The organism is Novosphingobium piscinae, from assembly GCF_014230355.1.
Classification (GTDB): domain Bacteria; phylum Pseudomonadota; class Alphaproteobacteria; order Sphingomonadales; family Sphingomonadaceae; genus Novosphingobium; species Novosphingobium piscinae.
Genome location: NZ_JACLAX010000005.1, coordinates 25,893 through 41,331 on the forward strand (window position 1 = coordinate 25,893; position 15,439 = coordinate 41,331).

The following is a 15,439-nucleotide window of genomic DNA, read 5'->3' on the forward strand; positions in this document are numbered from 1 at the left end:
TCCGGTCAGGAAGTCGGGATCGGTCATACAAAATGGCCTGACCAAATGCAAGCCGGGACCCCTGCTTGGCGCAAAATTTGGTCTACCGCGCAAAACCATTTTTTATTTCAATGGTTTATGAGCAAAGAATAGCCGATGAAGCGGTACCAGGCCCGGTTCAGCCCAAGCTGGAGGGCCGCATCACTCGCTAATTGGTCAATCCAGTTGTGCGAAGGCCAGGACTGCTCAGGCCAGGGTCGCCCGCCTGATGGCCGCCTGCCATTCACCGACCAGCCGGGCCCGCTCGGCCGCCCCCATTGCGGGCGTGAAGCGGGTCAGGCCCTCGGTCCCGGCCGCGCTGTCGAGCACCCCTGCCCAGGCCCCCACGGCATGGGCCGCCAACATGGCCGCGCCGAGCGCGGTGGTTTCCAGGTTGGCGGGGCGTTCGACGCTGATGTCGAGAATGTCGGCGAGGAACTGGCAGAACCAGTCGTTCGCCGCCATGCCGCCATCGACGCGCAGCGCCGCCAGCGCGCCCGCCCCGTCGCGCTGCATGGCGGCGACCAGGTCGGCGGTCTGGAAGGCGACCGATTCGAGCGCGGCGCGGGCGATGTGAGCCGGTCCGCTGTCGAACGTCAGCCCGGTCAGCATGCCCCGGGCCTCGGTGCACCAGTGCGGGGCGCCCAGGCCGACGAAGGCCGGCACCATGTAGACCCCGCCGTTGTCGGGCAGCCGGGCCGCCATCTCCTGGGTCTGGCGCGCCGCGACGATGATCCCGAGCCCGTCACGCAGCCACTTGATCGCCGCACCCGCCACGAACAGCGACCCCTCCAGCGCATAATGCGCGGTGCCGTCGATCCGATAGGCCACGGTGGTCAGCAACCGCGCGCCCGAGGCGACCGGGCGCTCCCCGGTGTTGAGCAGCATGAAGCCGCCCGTGCCATAGGTGATCTTGGCCTGCCCGGGGGCGAAGCAGGACTGACCGACCAGCGCGGCCTGCTGATCGCCGGCGATCCCCGTGATCGGGATCTCGCCGCCCAGCAGGGTCGTGGTGCCGAAGTCCGCCGCGCTGTCGCAGACCTCGGGCAGGACCGCTGCCGGGATGCGGAACAGGGCGAGCAGGTCGGGACACCAGCGCTGGGCATGGATGTCGAACAGCAGCGTGCGGCTGGCGTTGGTGACGTCGGTCTTGTGGCTGCGCCCCTCGGTCAGGCGCCACAGCAGGAAGGTGTCGATCGTCCCGAACGCCAGTTCGCCCCGCTCGGCCCGCTCCCGCGCGCCGGGAATGGTGTCGAGCAGCCAAGCCAGCTTGGTCGCCGAGAAGTAGGGATCGAGCAGCAGGCCGGTCTTCGCCTGGACCATGGCCTCGTGCCCGGCAGCATGGAGTTCGGCGCAGACCGCGGCGGTGCGCCGGTCCTGCCAGACGATCGCCCGGTGCAGCGGCGCGCCGGTGGCGCGGTCCCACAGCACCACGGTCTCGCGCTGGTTGGTGATGCCGATCGTCGCGATCTCGCCGGGTGCGAGCCCCGCCTCGGCCAGCGCGCCACGCGCCGTCGCCAGGGTATCGCGCCAGATGTCCTCGGGATCGTGCTCGACCCAGCCGTCGGCCGGATAGTGCTGGGCGAACTCCTGCTGCGCCGTCGCGATCACCCGGCGGTCGGCCGCGAACACCAGCGCCCGGGTCGAGGTGGTGCCCTGATCGATCGCCAGAATGGACTTGCCCATGCTCCCCTCCCCCGAATTCAGCGGTTTGCCGCCAGCCACTCGGCCAGTCTCCGCGCCAGGGCGGGATCCGCGCCGAGCCCCAGCTTGGTGCGGCGCCACAGGATGTCGTCGCTGTCGCAGGCCCATTCGTGATCGCACAGGTAGGCCACCTCGGCTGCGGTCAGGCCCTGGCCAAAGTCCTCGCCCAGTCCGGCCCAGTCGGTCGCCGTCCCGATGATCCGCTCGATGCGGGTGCCATAGGCATGGGCCAGGCGCTCGGCCACCGCAGCCGGCAGGAACGGCCAGCGCTGGCGGCACTGCGCGAGAAAGTCGGCAAAACTGCCGGGCGGCAGATCGCCGCCCGGCAGCGGCGCCGTGTCCGTCCACCCCTGGCCCGACCCGGAAAGCCAGGGCTGGAGGTTCTCCAGCGCATGCTCGGCCAGGCGGCGGTAGGTGGTCAGCTTGCCGCCCAGCACACTCAACACTTGCGGGCCCGTCTTGCGGCCCAGTTGCAGCACGTAGTCGCGCGTGATCGCCTTGGCGTCGGCGGTGCCGTCGTCATAGAGCGGCCGCACCCCGGAATAGCTCCGCACCACGTCGTCCGGGCCGATCTCGCGGGCGAAGTAGCGGTTGACCGCGGCGCAGAGATAGTCGGTCTCTTCCGGCGAGATTTCCGGCCGGTCGCGCTGATCGGCGCCGACGAGCACGTCGGTCGTGCCGATCAGCGTATAGCGGTGCTCGTAGGGAATGGTGAAGACGATCCGCCCGTCCTGCTGTTGCAGGATGAAGGCATGGGCTCCGGGATAGAGCTGCGGGACAACGATGTGGCTGCCCTTGACCAGGGTGACCCCGCCCTCGCGCGACACGCCGTCGACCCCGTCGAGCAGGTGACCGGCCCAGGGCCCGGCGGCATTCACGATCGCGCGGGCCTGCACCTCGACCGGAGCGGCGATCCCGGGGCGGGCGCGGGCGGGGTTGGGCGCCAGCGCGACGCGCCAGGCATCGCCCTCCACGCGCGCACCGGTCATCGCGGTCCCGGTCAGGATCGTGGCGCCACGCTCGGCCGCATCGATCGCGTTGAGCACCACCAGCCGGGCATCGTCGACCCACGCATCGGAATAGGCGAAGCCGCGCTTCAGCCCGGGCTTCAGTCCGGCCCCCCAGCGGGGATCAGCCAGGTCGACGCCCTGCGAGGCAGGCAGCGACTGGCGCCCGCCGAGGTGATCGTAGAGCCACAGCCCGATGCGGATCATCCAGCCCGGCCGCCCGCCCTCGGGCTGGGGCAGGACGAAGCGCAGCGGCCAGGAGATGTGCGGGGCGATCCGGATCAGCCGTTCGCGCTCCTGCAGCGATTCCCGCACCAGCCGGAATTCGTAGTATTCGAGATAGCGCAGCCCACCGTGGATCAGCTTGGTGCTGGCAGAGGAGGTGTGCGCGGCCAGATCGTCGCGCTCGACCAGCAGGACGCTGAGCCCGCGGCCGACCGCATCGCGGGCGATCCCGACGCCGTTGATCCCTCCGCCGACCACGAGCAGGTCGAAGGTGGAACCATCCAGCAGGGTCACGTTCTGCACCATGTGCCAAAGATCCTCGCGGTAGACCCGCCCATCCCTCGCTCCCGGGGGCGAGGAGCCTGCTAAGCGACAGTCCCCTGCCCGTCAATTGGTTAGTCCAATTTATCCAGTCGCCTTGACCATAGCAGCGATCGCCCCCGCCACAGCCCGTCCTTTGGGGACCGTGCTGCTCACAGCACCAGCGGCCCGTGCTGGATCTGCGGCAGCACATAGCGGGCGAACAGGTCGGCCTCCTGCATGTGCGGGTAGCCCGACAGGATGAAAGCCTCGATCCCCTCGGCCTGGTAGGCGCGCAGCTTGGCCAGGACCTGATCGGGCGTGCCGACAATCGCGGCGCCGCAACCGGAGCGGGCGCGGCTGATCCCGGTCCACAGGTTCTCCTCGACGAACCCGTCGCCATCCGCCGCCCCGCGCAGCTCCTGCTGGCGCTGGACGCCGAAGTTCTTGGCATCGAGCGACTTCTCGCGGATCGCCCGGCCCGCCTCCTCGTCCAGCTTCGACAGCAGCCGGTCGGCATAGGCCCGCGCCTCGTCCTCGGTTTCGCGGACGATCACATGGACGCGGTAGCCGAACTTCAGGGTGCGGCCGAAGGTGGCGGCGCGAGCCTTCATGTCGGCGATCGTCTCGCGCACCTTGTCCAGCGTGTCGGGCCACATCAGGTAGACGTCGCTCGCCTCGGCGGCGCACTGGCGGGCTTCATGGCTGAGACCGCCGAAGTAGAACGCCGGGCACTTGCCGGAAATCGTCCCGATCCGCGGCGGATCGAGCTTGAGCTTGAAGAACTCACCCTGAAAATCGAGGTGCTCGCCGTTCAGCAGGGTGCGGACGATTGTCATGATCTCGGTCGCGCGGGCATAGCGTGGCCCCGAGGCGATCGTTTCCCCCGGCATGTCGGACGAGATGATGTTGACGTTGAGCCGCCCGCCGGTGCCGGCTGCGTTGGGCCCGAGGATGCGGTCGAGCGTGGCGATGCGCCGGGCCAGCTGGGGTGGCCAGTCCTCGCCCATGCGCGTTGCCCACAGCAGCTTGATGCGCCGCACCTGCGTCGCCACCGCCGCGGCAAAGGCGGTGGTATCGAGACCGAGCTGATAGCCCGACGGCAGCAGGATGTTGTCAAACCCGCCTTCCTCGGCCCGCAGCACGATGTTGCGGCAATGCTCCCAGCTTGATTGCAGATACTTGTCGGGGACGCCAAGAAACTCGTAGTCGTCGTCGCACAGCGCCGAGAACCAGGCGATTTCACATTGCGGTCCGGCCATCATCCCTCTCCTTCGTTCTTCGATCGCACCGCCGCCCTAAGGCAGCCGCTCGCCCCGGGCGGCGACCAGCACCGCGTACCAGTCCTGACGGGTCCAACGGACATGGGCCGCCTGCGTCGCCTCGGCGATCCGTTCAGGCTGCTGCGAGCCAACGATCGGTACGATCCCGGCGGGATGGGCCATCAGCCAGGCATAGGCGGCCACGGTGCGCGATACGCCCTGCGCGGCGCCGATGCGGTCAAGCTCGGCCGCCACCGCCTGCTCGCGCGGGGTGGCAGGCGCGGCCAGCCGGCCACCGCCCAGTGGCGACCAGGCCAGCGGCGTCAGGCCAAGCCGCATGGCCTGGTCCAGTTCGCCGTTCTCGAGGCAGGCGATCCGCAACGGGCTGATCTCGGGCTGGGTGGTGGCCAGCTTGTGGCCGAGGAAATGCTGCAGCGCTTCGGTCTGCTGCATGGTGAAGTTGGATACGCCGAGCGTACGGATCTTGCCGCTGGCCACCGCGTCATCCAGCGTCCGCGCCACCTCTTGCGGATGGGCGAGAATGTCGGGCCGATGGATCTGCCACAGATCGACCTGCTCGGTCCGCAGGCGGCGCAGCGAAGCCTCGATCGCCGCCGACAGATAGCCGGAACTCTGGTCGTAGGGCAGCGGCGGACAGATGCCGCCCTTGGTCGCCAGCACCATGCGCGCACGCAGGCCGGGCTCGGCAGCGAACACCTCGCCCAGCAGGGCTTCGGCATCCCCGAACCCGGCGGCCCCATCGAAGCCATAGATGTCGGCCGTGTCGAGCAGGGTGATCCCCGCATCAAGCGCGGCATGGACCAATGCCGCAGCCTCGCGCGCGGTGCGGCCGTTGTCGGCCAGGCGCCACATCCCCCACGCGATCGGCGAGACGACAAGATCGGAAGCACCCAGCCGGCGGGTGGCTGGCGGGAGGGGCAGTTCGCTCATGCAGGGTTCCTGACTGGGGGCGCGACGGAGCCGCGCTCGACAAGGGTATGGGGCAGGCGGCGATGGCAGATCTCGCCGCCTTCGATGAGGATCGCGGTGGCCGTCCGCGCCAGCTCGGCCATCGGCTGGTGGATCGTGGTCAGCGGGGGCCAAACCGTCCGGGCCAGGGTCGTATCGTCGAACCCGGCAACCGAAAGCTGCCCCGGCACGGGGATGCCGCGATCGTGGGCCACGGCCAGCACGCCGGCGGCCATGTCGTCGTTGGCGGCGAAGATCGCGGTTGGCGGGATCGGCTGGTCCAGCAGATCATGCCCGGCGCGGACGCCGGAATCGAAATCGAACGCGCCGTCGCAGACCAGCGCCGGCTCGAAGGCGATGCCCACGCGGTCAAGCGCGCGGCGGTAGCCGAACAGGCGATCGTCCGAGGCCATGTGGTTGGGATGGCCCTTGATGAAACCGATCCGGCGGTGGCCAAGATTGATCAGGTGGGTGGTCATGTCGTCCGCGGCCTGCGCGTCGTCCATGAAGACCGAGCTGGTCAGGGCATGATTGGTCCCCGGCGAGATCCGCACGAACGGAATGTCCATCGCGTCGAGCGCCTTGAGCACGGCCTCGCAATCGGTCACCGGCGAGGACAGGATGATGCCGTCGACGTGGCTCTCGCTGACCAGCCCGCGTACCTGCTCGCCAACCAGCGGATCGGCCACGTCGACCGGCTGGGCCAGCAGGCGCACCCCCTTCTCGCGGCACAGGTCCCAGCAGCCGGTCTGGATCTGGAACATGTAGTAGGGGCTGTGGTTGTCATAGATCAGCGCGATCTGGTTGGACTTGCCGCCCGACAGGATCCGCGCCGCCACGCTTGGCCGGAACTCGAGCGCGGCCATCGCCGCCTCGACCCGGCTGCGCGTTTCGGCGCTGACATAGGGGTGGCCGTTGAGCACGCGGCTGACGGTTTTGACCGCCACGCCCGCCCGCGCGGCGACATCGCGGATATTGGCGCGCTCGCTCATGCGGCCAGCGCCTCCGGCAGGGCGGCGAACAGCGCGGCGAAGGCACTGTCGGGCCGGTAGAACACGGGCGGCTGGTCAAACGGCGCGGCGACCACGTGAGTACCGGCGGCCAGGTCCGCCCCGCTCCAGACATGGCGCCAGACCCCCTCGCCCGGCAGCACGACCGGGCGCGCAGTCTGCCCGGCCTCGATCACCGGGGCGACCAGCAGGTCGGCACCGTAGAGATACTGGTCCTGCACCGCATGCAGCGCCGGGTCTGCGGGATAGTGGAGGAACAGCGGCCGCTGCAGCGGCAGGCCGGTTGCCCGCGCCTCGCCGGCGAGGTGGCGGACATAGGGCGCGAGGGCGGCGTGGACCCGGCTCCAGCGGGCGAAGCAGGCGAGCAGCTCGGGGGCGGAATCGTACTGCAGGTTGTCGTCGGGGCGGTTGCCCTCGTGGCTGCGCATCACCGGCGCGAAGGCAGCCAGTTCTGCCCAGCGCCGCAGCAGCTCGGCGCTGCGGACATTGCCGTGCAGCGAGGTGTAACCGCCGCAGTCCGAATGGCTGTAGGCATTGCCGACCAGACCGGCCGAAAGCGCCCCGGTGAGCACAGTGCCAATCCCGTCATGCCGGGTGAAGTCCACCGACTGGTCGCCCGCCCAGAGCAGCGGGCACTGCGCCTGCACGCCGGAATAGCCGGCGCGCATGAAGAACAGCGCCTCGCCGGTGAGCCCGCGGCTGGCCAGCGCCATGGCGTTGACCTCGGCCCACAGCACCGGCCAGCGGTTGTGCGCCTCCATCGGATCCGAGCCATCGGCCAGCCGCACGTCGGTGGGCAGATACTCACCGAAATCGGCCATCCACCCGGCCATGCCGCGATCGAGCATCTCGCGGGCCAGCACCCTTTCGGCAAACCAGGCCCGGGTCTCGGCCCGGGTGAAATCGACCACGCCGCAGTCGAATTCGCCGAAATCGACAAGGTAGACCTCGTCGCTGTCCTGCCGCAGCGCGAAATGGCCGCCGGCCAGGCCTTCGGCGAACAGGTCGCCATCGGCCGCCAGGTAGGGATTGGCATAGGCGAGGAAGCGGATTCCCCGCTCGCGCAGCGCCGCGATGCGAGCGGTCAGGTCCGGATAGCGCGCCGCGCTGCGCGCGCCAACGTGCCAGTCCCAGAACAGGCGGCGGCCAAAGCTGGTCTCGCGGATGCCGGCCCAGTCCTCGCACCATAGCCCGGACACCGCAGTCCCGGCGGCCAGGAACCGCTCGAGCCGCGCGAAGCTGTCCGTCCCGGCCTTCAGCCCGACGATCGCCCCGCCGATCGCCCAGTCGGGCAGTTCAGGCTGGCGGCCGAACCGGGTGGACAGCTGGCCCACCAGGCCGATGGGGCCGGTATCCGCGAACAGCTCGAACACCGCCTCGCTCCGCCACGCCTCGACCACGTGGTGCGCCGGATCGGTGAAATCGAGCACGCTGTAGCAGGCCTCGGCCAGATGCACCGCCAGCCAGCGTGCGGTGAGGAAGGTCGGCTGGGGATAGTTGGTCGTCCAGTAGTCCCCGCCGGCCATGCCCTCCTCGTCCATCCGCCGGGTCAAGGCGGTGGACTTGTCCCGGCCGACCCCGGGTTCGCTGGTCCAGATCGGGAACCGGCGGCCGTTGAGCGCGAGGTAGCTCATCTGCTCGCCGCCGCCCCAGACGGCCTCGTCCGGCTCGGCCGCGAAGCGCACCGTGAGCCGGTCGGCCCCGGGGCGCAGCGCGGCGACCGTCAGCCGGTTGCCGACGAGGCCGAGCCGCACGGCGGGACCGGCCCGGTCCGACAGGACCACCGCGTCTTCGTACAGCGCCCAGTCGGCAGGCGCGGCCAGGGGCTCGGGACTGTCCTCGATTCGATAGTTGCCGCGGAACATGGTGATCGCCGGATCGCCCCGGCCGATCGCCACCGCCGGACAGGCCGGGCGGTGGCGCAGCACGGTCCGGCCGGCGAATCGCAGGTCGAACCCGTCCTCCCGCGCCACAAATCCCGTTTCCACGCCCACTCCAGTCCACCTCACCGCCAGCTCCGGCGCCTCGTTCACGCTCGGTCGCATCGTGTATGACACCGCTTGACATATCGGCCTGCCCAAAGCATTTCAAGGACTACAAGTGGCACCGCTGGTTCTTTGCCCTGCGGATCAAGCCACGGTAGGTCGCCCGCACACACAGGGACCGGCCTGCCGGACTGGAGTGGGAGGAAACCTATGAAATTCATGCTTTTCAGCACTGTCGCCAGCCTGGCCATGGCGGCCACCCCGGCACTCGCGCAGCAGGCTCCGGCCGATGAACAGATCGGCGCCGAGATCGTCGTGACCGCCCAGCTCCGCACCGAGCGGCTGCAGGACGTGCCGGTTGCCGTGTCGGTCCTGTCGGGCGATGCGGTCGCCAATGCCTCGCGCTCGAGCCTGGAAGGCGCCACCGCGCTGGTCCCCTCGCTCAACTTCGTGAAGGCGGGCACCTCGCTCAACCAGACGCTGTTCCTGCGCGGGCTCGGCACCACCTCGTTCTCGATCGCGGTCGAGCCCTCGGTCTCCACCGTGCTCGACGGCGTGGTGCTCAGCCGGGCGGCCGAAGCCTTCAGCGACCTGGCCGACGTTGCCCGGCTCGAAGTGCTGCGCGGCCCGCAGGGCACGCTGTTCGGCCGCAACGCGAGCGCGGGCGTGATCAATATCGTCTCGGTCATGCCGGGCGACACGGTCGGCGGCAATGCCGAGGCGGCCTACTTCGGCGGCAACGGCAACGAGTTCCGCGCCCGCGGCTCGGTCGACCTGCCGATCAGCCCCACCGTGCGCACGCGCACGACGCTGTTCTACAACAAGTACGACGGCAACATCTTCAACGTTGCCCCGAACGTGAATCGGCGCGTCAATGGCTTCGAGCACTGGGGCATCCGCTCGATCCTGCAGGCCGATCTGGGCGAGAACGCCAAGTTCACGCTGATCGGCGACTACCACAAGAACGACGATGATTGCTGCGCCGACGTGATCGGTGGGCCGCCGCTGTTCGGCGCGACCTCGAGCACGCCGGGCGCGGTCAACACCACCAACCTGGCGCTGATCCAGACGGTCCTGCCCACGCTGCGCGGGGCCGACAGCCGCACGATCAACCAGAACCTGGTGACCCGCACGATCGAGACCGGCTATGGCTTCTCCGGCCAGCTCGATGCCGGGATCGGCGATCACACGCTGACCTCGATCACCGCCTATCGCAACTTCGCCAACAACGAGATCCGCGACGGCGACTTCTATCCGCAGGCCTACATCGGTGTCCCGCAGCTGCATGACACCGGACCGCAGACCGGCTGGAGCTTCAGTCAGGAGCTGCGCATCGCCTCGCCGGGCGGCCAGTTCATCGACTATGTCGCGGGCGCCTATTACGCCTACACCTTCACCGAGCGGGTCTTCCGCCGCGACAACGTGATCTGCAACGCGGCCGTCGGGGCCACGCTGCCCACCGGGGTGCTGACCCCGTGCAGCAGCAGCCTTGCCGCACCGTCGGTCAATGCCTTCGGCCAGGCGACCTACTCGAATGCCGCGAAGAACATGGCCTTCTTCGCCCAGGCGACCATGAACGTCTCGGCGCGCTTCCGCCTGATCGGCGGCCTGCGCTATACCCACGACCGGCTGGACGAGAAGTTCATCCGCATCACCAGCGCCGGCAATCTGGCCTCCAACCCGCCGTTCGATGCCGGTGTGTGGAACGCCTACCTGAACGGGATCGCCGCAGGCCTGGCGCCTGGCGCCGCGCAGACGGCGGCCGCCTCGGCCACGAACGGCGTCCCGCTGACCACGGGCACGACGGCCAACAACGTGTCGGGCCGGGCCGGCCTGCAGTTCGACGTCAGCGACCAGGTGATGAGCTATGCCACCTACACCCGCGGCTACAAGGGGCCGGCGTTCAACCTGTTCTTCAACCTCCAGCCGACCGGGCTGAAGGCGCTGGAGCCGGAAACCTCGGATGCCTTCGAGATCGGCCTGAAGAACACTCTGCTGGGCGGCGCGCTGACGCTGAACATCGCCGGGTTCTATGCCAAGTACCACAACTTCCAGGCCAACAACCCGGATACGCTGGTGATCAACGGGGTGACCAACACCATTGCCCGCTTCACCAACGCCGGCACGGTCTCGACCCGCGGCGTCGAATTCGACCTGGCCTACCGTCCCTCGCGCGATCTGACGATCAGCGGTGGCGCGGCCTTCACCGACGCCCAGATCGACCAGTTCAACCCGCCGCCGGTGCGCACCCCCAACGACATCGTCGCCAATGGCACCACCCTGCCCTTCGCGCCGAAGTTCAAGGGCAGCGTCAATGCCGACTACCGCATCCGCCTGGGCGGTCCGATCGACATCGCCCTGAACCTCCAGGGCACCTACCAGTCGAGCCAGAGCCTGTTCCTCACCCCCGATCCGGTGATCCGCAACGCCACCTCGATCGGCGCCTACGGCATCGTCAACGCCGGGATCTCGGTGGTGGACGCCGAGGACAAGTTCAAGCTCAGCCTGGTGGTGCGCAACCTGTTCGACCAGAGCTACATCGCGGCGATCAGCACCGGCGGACCGAGCGGCGCCTACCGCTACCAGATCCCGCGCGATGCCGACCGCTACTGGGGCATCATCGGCCGCGTGAACTTCTGACCCCCCTAGCCCGGGCGCAAGCTTCGGGTCGCCCCGGAACCCCGTCACCGCAAGGTGGCGGGGTTCCCTGTTTTCCCGCCGGCGCGGGCCAGAGCGCGCCTCCGGGGCAGCCGCCGCGCTCTGGCCCGCGCCGCAAAAACGCGGCACAGTGCCGCGCGGAGGCCGCTTGCCGATGACCGATCATGCCACCCCCAACCTGCCTTCGCGCGATTTCGCGGCGACCCTGGCGTTCTATGCCCGCCTGGGCTTCAGCGAATCCTACCGCGATCCGGGCTGGATGATCCTCGAGCGCGGCGGACTGGTCCTGGAGTTCTTCCCCTATCCCGGTCTGGATCCGGCGCAGAGCGCCTTCAGCTGCTGCCTGCGCCTGGACGATGTGGCCGCGTTCCATGCCCTGATCCTGGCCAGCGGCGTGCCGGAGGCGCGCACCGGCTGGCCGCGCACCCATGCCCCGCGGCGCGAGCCCTGGGGCGGCCTGGTCGGCGCGCTGATCGATCCCGACGGCAGCCTGCTGCGGCTGGTTCAGGAAGAGGCCTGACCGCGGCGCAACCGCCGCCGCACCGCCCGGGCGGTCAATCGGCCACGGCGGGGACCAGCCGCGGGACCAGCAGGTGGATCACCGCCAGCGCGGCCAGATAGGCGCTGCCGCAGATCGCGAACATCGGCACATAGCCATAGGCGTTCTCGAGCGACCAGGCCGCCAGTTCGATGATCCCCGCACCCGACAGGTTGCCGGCCAGCGCGCCCATGGCGATCACCGTCGCCACGCGGGTGCCGGGCACGATATCGGCGGTCATGCCGAAAATGTTGGTGGAAAAGCCCTGATGGGCGAACAGGCCGAGGCCGATCAGCACGGCGGCGAGCCACGGGTTGGCGGTCACCAGCGCCAACGGCATGGCCAGCACGACCAGGGCATAGAACAGCATCGAGCTCTTGCGGGCGGCATTGACGCTGAACCCGCGGGCGCGCAGCAGCGGGAACAGCGCCCCCGAGGTCAGGGCTCCCAGCGCCGCGAGGGTGAAGATGATCGCGATCGGCCAGCCCAGCCGGCCCTGCCCCATGGCGAACTGCCGGTTGAAGAAATCGGGCATCCAGAACAGGACGAACCACCAGACCGCATCGGTGCAGAACTTGGCCCCGATCACCGCCCAACTGCGCCGGTCGGACAGGAGCTCGCCCCAGGCTACCGGGGCGCGTTCAGGCACGTTGCCGATCACCTTCAGCTGGCGCGTCACCGCCAGCCAGCCGGCCAGCCAGAGGAAGCCGAGCGCGCCGGTCACCACGAAGGCGGCCTTCCAGCCGAACGCCAGCGCGAAGGGCGGGATCAGCAGCGGGGTGAGGATCGCGCCGATGTTGGGCGCGGTGTTGATCAGCCCGATCGCGAGGTTGCGCTCACCCGCCGGGAGATAGAGCGCAGCGGCCTTGAGCCCGGCCGGGGTGCTGACGGATTCGCCCGCCGCCAGCACGATCCGCGCCGCCACGAACTGCTGCACCGTCTGGGCCAGGGCATGGCCCATCCCGGCCATGCTCCACACCGTCACGGCGATGGCATAGGCAACGCGCACGCCGAGCCGGTCGACGAACCAGCCGACGAACAGCAGCACCCCGGCGGCGGCGAACTGGAACGACGAACCGAGGTGGGCATAGTCGCCATCGGTCCAGCCGAACTCGGCCTCGAGCGTGGGCTTGAGCAGCGCCAGCACCTGCCGGTCGACATAGTTGAGCGCATTGCCCAGGAACAGCAGCGCCACCAGCCCCAGCGCGGCCCCGCGCATCACTCCGTTGGCCTGGCTACTGGTCATCTCGGCTCTCCCTCGCTGCGCTCGCGGCAGCGCTTGCGCCTTGCAGACTAGCCACTTGGCAGCTTAAGGGAAGAGGGCATGACACCGTGGGACAGAAACCGCGGACAGCGGGAGCATTGGACGGCCGTGGCACGTCAGGAGATTGACTGGGATTCGCTGCCCTCGGCCGCCGACCTGTTCGGCGAGCTGCACCTGGCCGAGCAGGCCCCCGCGCCGCGCGCGCCCGATGCGCCGCGCGATTCGATCCTGCCCGGTCTGACCATCTGCGCGATTGCCGCCGGCGCCGCGGCCTGGCTGGCCGAGCACTATCACTTCCCGATCATCCTGCTGGGGCTGCTGATCGGCCTGTCGATGAGCTTCGTGGCGCGCGAGCCGCGCAGCCACCGCGGGCTCGATTTCGCCTCGCGCACCTGCCTGCGGCTGGGCGTGGTGCTGCTGGGCTTCCAGGTCACCTTCGGCCAGATCGGCTCGCTCGGCCCCGAACCCTTCGCCGGGCTGGTCGGCGTCATGGCGCTGACCTTCTTCGCCGGGGTGATCGCCGCCCGTCTCGCCGGCCAGTCCAGCTATACCGGAATCCTCGCCGGCGGCGCCACGGCGATCTGCGGGGCAAGCGCGGCCATGGCGCTCTACGGGATCATCGGGCGCGAGCGACTGCCCCAGACCCAGTTCGCGATCACCCTCGTCGGGGTGTCGCTGGCCAGCGCCGTCGCCATGTCGCTCTATCCGATCCTGGCCGGCTACCTGCAGCTGTCGCACCAGCAGGCCGGATTCCTGATCGGCGCCTCGATCCATGACGTCGCGCAGGCGATCGGCGGCGGCTATGCCTTTTCGGAGCCAGCGGGCAGTTATGCGACGATCGTCAAGCTCTCGCGCGTGGCCCTCCTCGCCCCGGTGGTGGTGATCACCGGCCTGGCGATCGGCGAACCCGATTCCGGCGCCCGGCGCACGCTCTGGCGGCGGCTGGCGCTACCCTGGTTCATCACCGCGTTCTTCGCCGTGGTGCTGGTCAACTCGCTGGTGCCGGTGCCGCCGGTGCTGGGCAGCAATGCCCTGGCCCTGTCCAAGGGGCTGCTGCTGATCGCGGTGATCGCCACGGCCATGCGCAGCCGGCTCGACCTGCTGATGCAGACCGGCCTGCGCCCGGCGATCCCGGTGCTGGCCGCCACAGTGGTGAGCTTCATCGCCTCGCTGGGGGTGGCGCTACTGCTGCTCTAAGGCGTCCCGCCAGAGGCATGCTTTGCGCAACCACAGGCTCGCTCAGCCACACTCTCTCGTCATCCCGGGCTTGACCCGGGACGGGCTTGACCCGGGACGGGCCTGACCCGGGACGGGCTTGACCTTGCCCGGGGATGGGCCAAGCGGAAGCAAGCCCTGCCCCGGATCAAGTCCGGGGCGACAACGAAGGCGGGGTCAGTGACCGGGAAGCCGGACAGAGTGCCCCACCAGCCCCCCCTGCGAGAACCGGCATTCCGGGCGCGCCCGGAATGCCGCCCGGCCTACGACCAGCCGTCCTGCGCCTTGAGGCTTTCGGCCAGCTCACCGATCACGCGGTAGCAGTCGAGCACCTTGCCGACCGAGCTGTTCGGCTCGCGGCCCTCGCGGATCGCGGCGACGAACTCGCGGTCCTGCAGCTCAATGCCGTTCATGCTGACATCGACCCGGGACACGTCGATCGGCTCTTCCTTGCCGTTCACCAGATCGTCGTAGCGGGCGATGTAGGTCCCGGTATCGCCGATGTAGCGGAAGAACGTGCCCAGCGGGCCATCGTTGTTGAACGACAGCGAGAGCGTGCAGATCGCCCCGGTCTCGGCCTTGAGCTGGATCGACATGTCCATGGCGATGCCCAGTTCCGGGTGCTTCGGCCCCTGGATCGCGTTGGCGGTCACGATGCGACCCGACTGGTAGGCGAACAGGTCGATCGTGTGGGCGGCGTGGTGCCACAGCAGGTGATCGGTCCAGCTCCGCGGCTCACCCTTGGCGTTCATATTCTTGCGGCGGAAGAAGTAGGTCTGCACGTCCATCTGCTGGACCGCGAACTCGCCCGCGACGATCTTGTTGTGCACGTACTGGTGCGAAGGGTTGAAGCGGCGGGTATGGCCGACCATGCAGACCAGCCCGGTCTCCTGCTGCTTGGCCACCACGGCCTCGGCATCGGCCCAGCTGTCGGACAGCGGGATCTCCACCTGCACGTGCTTGCCCGCGTCCATGCAGGCGATCGCCTGGACCGCGTGCATCTGGGTGGGGGTGCAGAGGATCACCGCATCGACGTCGTCGCGGGCCAGCGCGTCCTCCAACTCGGTCGAGCTGTGCCTGGCACCGTACTTGGCGGCCACCGCGGCGGCCTGCTCGGCCGTGCGGCTGATGATCGAGACGATCTCGACCCCCGGAATGTTCTTGAGGCCGTCGAGGTGCTTTTCGCCGAAGGCGCCGGCACCAGCCAGAGCGATGCGCATGGTCGGGTCCTTGTTCTGATGGAAGCCAAAAAAGGCCGGCCCCGCGGCATGCCACGGGACCGGC

At 69.2% G+C, this 15,439-nt stretch carries 11 protein-coding genes; 3 read left to right on the top strand and 8 right to left on the bottom strand.

Features of this window, described 5'->3' with window-relative positions; all coding sequences use genetic code 11:
• Window positions 1–225: 225 nt before the first annotated feature.
• The 6 genes from glpK to H7F53_RS06595 form a co-directional block, all read right to left on the bottom strand.
• Window positions 226–1,704 (bottom strand): glycerol kinase GlpK, encoded by a 1,479-nt coding sequence (gene glpK, locus H7F53_RS06570; RefSeq protein ID WP_185678692.1) that lies wholly within the window; start codon window positions 1,702–1,704, stop codon window positions 226–228.
• A 17-nt stretch (window positions 1,705–1,721) separates the two neighbouring features.
• On the bottom strand, window positions 1,722–3,260 hold the full coding sequence (glpD, locus tag H7F53_RS06575) for a glycerol-3-phosphate dehydrogenase (protein ID WP_185678693.1): 1,539 nt from the start codon (window positions 3,258–3,260) through the stop codon (window positions 1,722–1,724).
• 167 nt (window positions 3,261–3,427) lie between these two features.
• The gene (locus H7F53_RS06580) at window positions 3,428–4,516 is read right to left on the bottom strand and encodes an LLM class flavin-dependent oxidoreductase (RefSeq protein ID WP_185678694.1); all 1,089 of its coding nucleotides are present in this window, start codon (window positions 4,514–4,516) and stop codon (window positions 3,428–3,430) included.
• A gap of 36 nt (window positions 4,517–4,552) precedes the next feature.
• Window positions 4,553–5,467: an aldo/keto reductase gene (locus H7F53_RS06585; protein WP_185678695.1), complete on the bottom strand. Its 915-nt coding sequence runs from the start codon at window positions 5,465–5,467 to the stop codon at window positions 4,553–4,555.
• Window positions 5,464–6,477 carry a LacI family DNA-binding transcriptional regulator gene (locus H7F53_RS06590; RefSeq protein ID WP_185678696.1) on the bottom strand — a complete coding sequence of 338 codons (1,014 nt, stop codon included), beginning with the start codon at window positions 6,475–6,477 and terminating at the stop codon, window positions 5,464–5,466. Before H7F53_RS06590 ends, H7F53_RS06585 begins: the two co-directional genes overlap by 4 nt.
• Window positions 6,474–8,540 (bottom strand): alpha-glucosidase, encoded by a 2,067-nt coding sequence (locus tag H7F53_RS06595; RefSeq protein WP_185678697.1) that lies wholly within the window; start codon window positions 8,538–8,540, stop codon window positions 6,474–6,476. The genes H7F53_RS06590 and H7F53_RS06595 overlap by 4 nt, the downstream gene beginning before the upstream one ends.
• Before the next feature lie 150 nt (window positions 8,541–8,690).
• Here H7F53_RS06595 and H7F53_RS06600 point away from each other — a divergent pair, with 150 nt between their 5' ends.
• Window positions 8,691–11,120, top strand: a complete 2,430-nt coding sequence (locus H7F53_RS06600) for a TonB-dependent receptor (RefSeq protein ID WP_185678698.1) — start codon at window positions 8,691–8,693, stop codon at window positions 11,118–11,120.
• Between the two features lie 172 nt (window positions 11,121–11,292).
• The gene (locus H7F53_RS06605; protein WP_185678699.1) at window positions 11,293–11,658 is read left to right on the top strand and encodes a bleomycin resistance protein; all 366 of its coding nucleotides are present in this window, start codon (window positions 11,293–11,295) and stop codon (window positions 11,656–11,658) included.
• A 34-nt stretch (window positions 11,659–11,692) separates the two neighbouring features.
• Here H7F53_RS06605 and H7F53_RS06610 read toward each other — a convergent pair whose 3' ends face one another.
• Window positions 11,693–12,922 carry an MFS transporter gene (locus H7F53_RS06610; RefSeq protein ID WP_185678700.1) on the bottom strand — a complete coding sequence of 410 codons (1,230 nt, stop codon included), beginning with the start codon at window positions 12,920–12,922 and terminating at the stop codon, window positions 11,693–11,695.
• 126 nt (window positions 12,923–13,048) lie between these two features.
• Between H7F53_RS06610 and H7F53_RS06615 the strand changes: the two genes are divergently transcribed.
• A complete protein-coding gene (locus tag H7F53_RS06615; RefSeq protein ID WP_343061960.1) occupies window positions 13,049–14,137 on the top strand; it encodes a YeiH family protein in 1,089 nt (362 codons plus the stop codon).
• Window positions 14,138–14,418: 281 nt separating this feature from the next.
• Here H7F53_RS06615 and H7F53_RS06620 read toward each other — a convergent pair whose 3' ends face one another.
• On the bottom strand, window positions 14,419–15,375 hold the full coding sequence (locus H7F53_RS06620) for a Gfo/Idh/MocA family oxidoreductase (RefSeq protein ID WP_185678702.1): 957 nt from the start codon (window positions 15,373–15,375) through the stop codon (window positions 14,419–14,421).
• Window positions 15,376–15,439 lie beyond the last annotated feature (64 nt).

Bases quoted from the DNA above. Each gene is read 5' to 3' on its own strand.
- glpK (WP_185678692.1), bottom strand. From the start codon at position 1,704: ATGGGCAAGTCCATTCTGGCGATCGATCAGGGCACCACCTCGACCCGG.
- glpD (WP_185678693.1), bottom strand. From the start codon at position 3,260: ATGGTGCAGAACGTGACCCTGCTGGATGGTTCCACCTTCGACCTGCTC.
- H7F53_RS06580 (WP_185678694.1), bottom strand. From the start codon at position 4,516: ATGGCCGGACCGCAATGTGAAATCGCCTGGTTCTCGGCGCTGTGCGAC.
- H7F53_RS06585 (WP_185678695.1), bottom strand. From the start codon at position 5,467: ATGAGCGAACTGCCCCTCCCGCCAGCCACCCGCCGGCTGGGTGCTTCC.
- H7F53_RS06590 (WP_185678696.1), bottom strand. From the start codon at position 6,477: ATGAGCGAGCGCGCCAATATCCGCGATGTCGCCGCGCGGGCGGGCGTG.
- H7F53_RS06595 (WP_185678697.1), bottom strand. From the start codon at position 8,540: ATGCGACCGAGCGTGAACGAGGCGCCGGAGCTGGCGGTGAGGTGGACT.
- H7F53_RS06600 (WP_185678698.1), top strand. From the start codon at position 8,691: ATGAAATTCATGCTTTTCAGCACTGTCGCCAGCCTGGCCATGGCGGCC.
- H7F53_RS06605 (WP_185678699.1), top strand. From the start codon at position 11,293: ATGACCGATCATGCCACCCCCAACCTGCCTTCGCGCGATTTCGCGGCG.
- H7F53_RS06610 (WP_185678700.1), bottom strand. From the start codon at position 12,922: ATGACCAGTAGCCAGGCCAACGGAGTGATGCGCGGGGCCGCGCTGGGG.
- H7F53_RS06620 (WP_185678702.1), bottom strand. From the start codon at position 15,375: ATGCGCATCGCTCTGGCTGGTGCCGGCGCCTTCGGCGAAAAGCACCTC.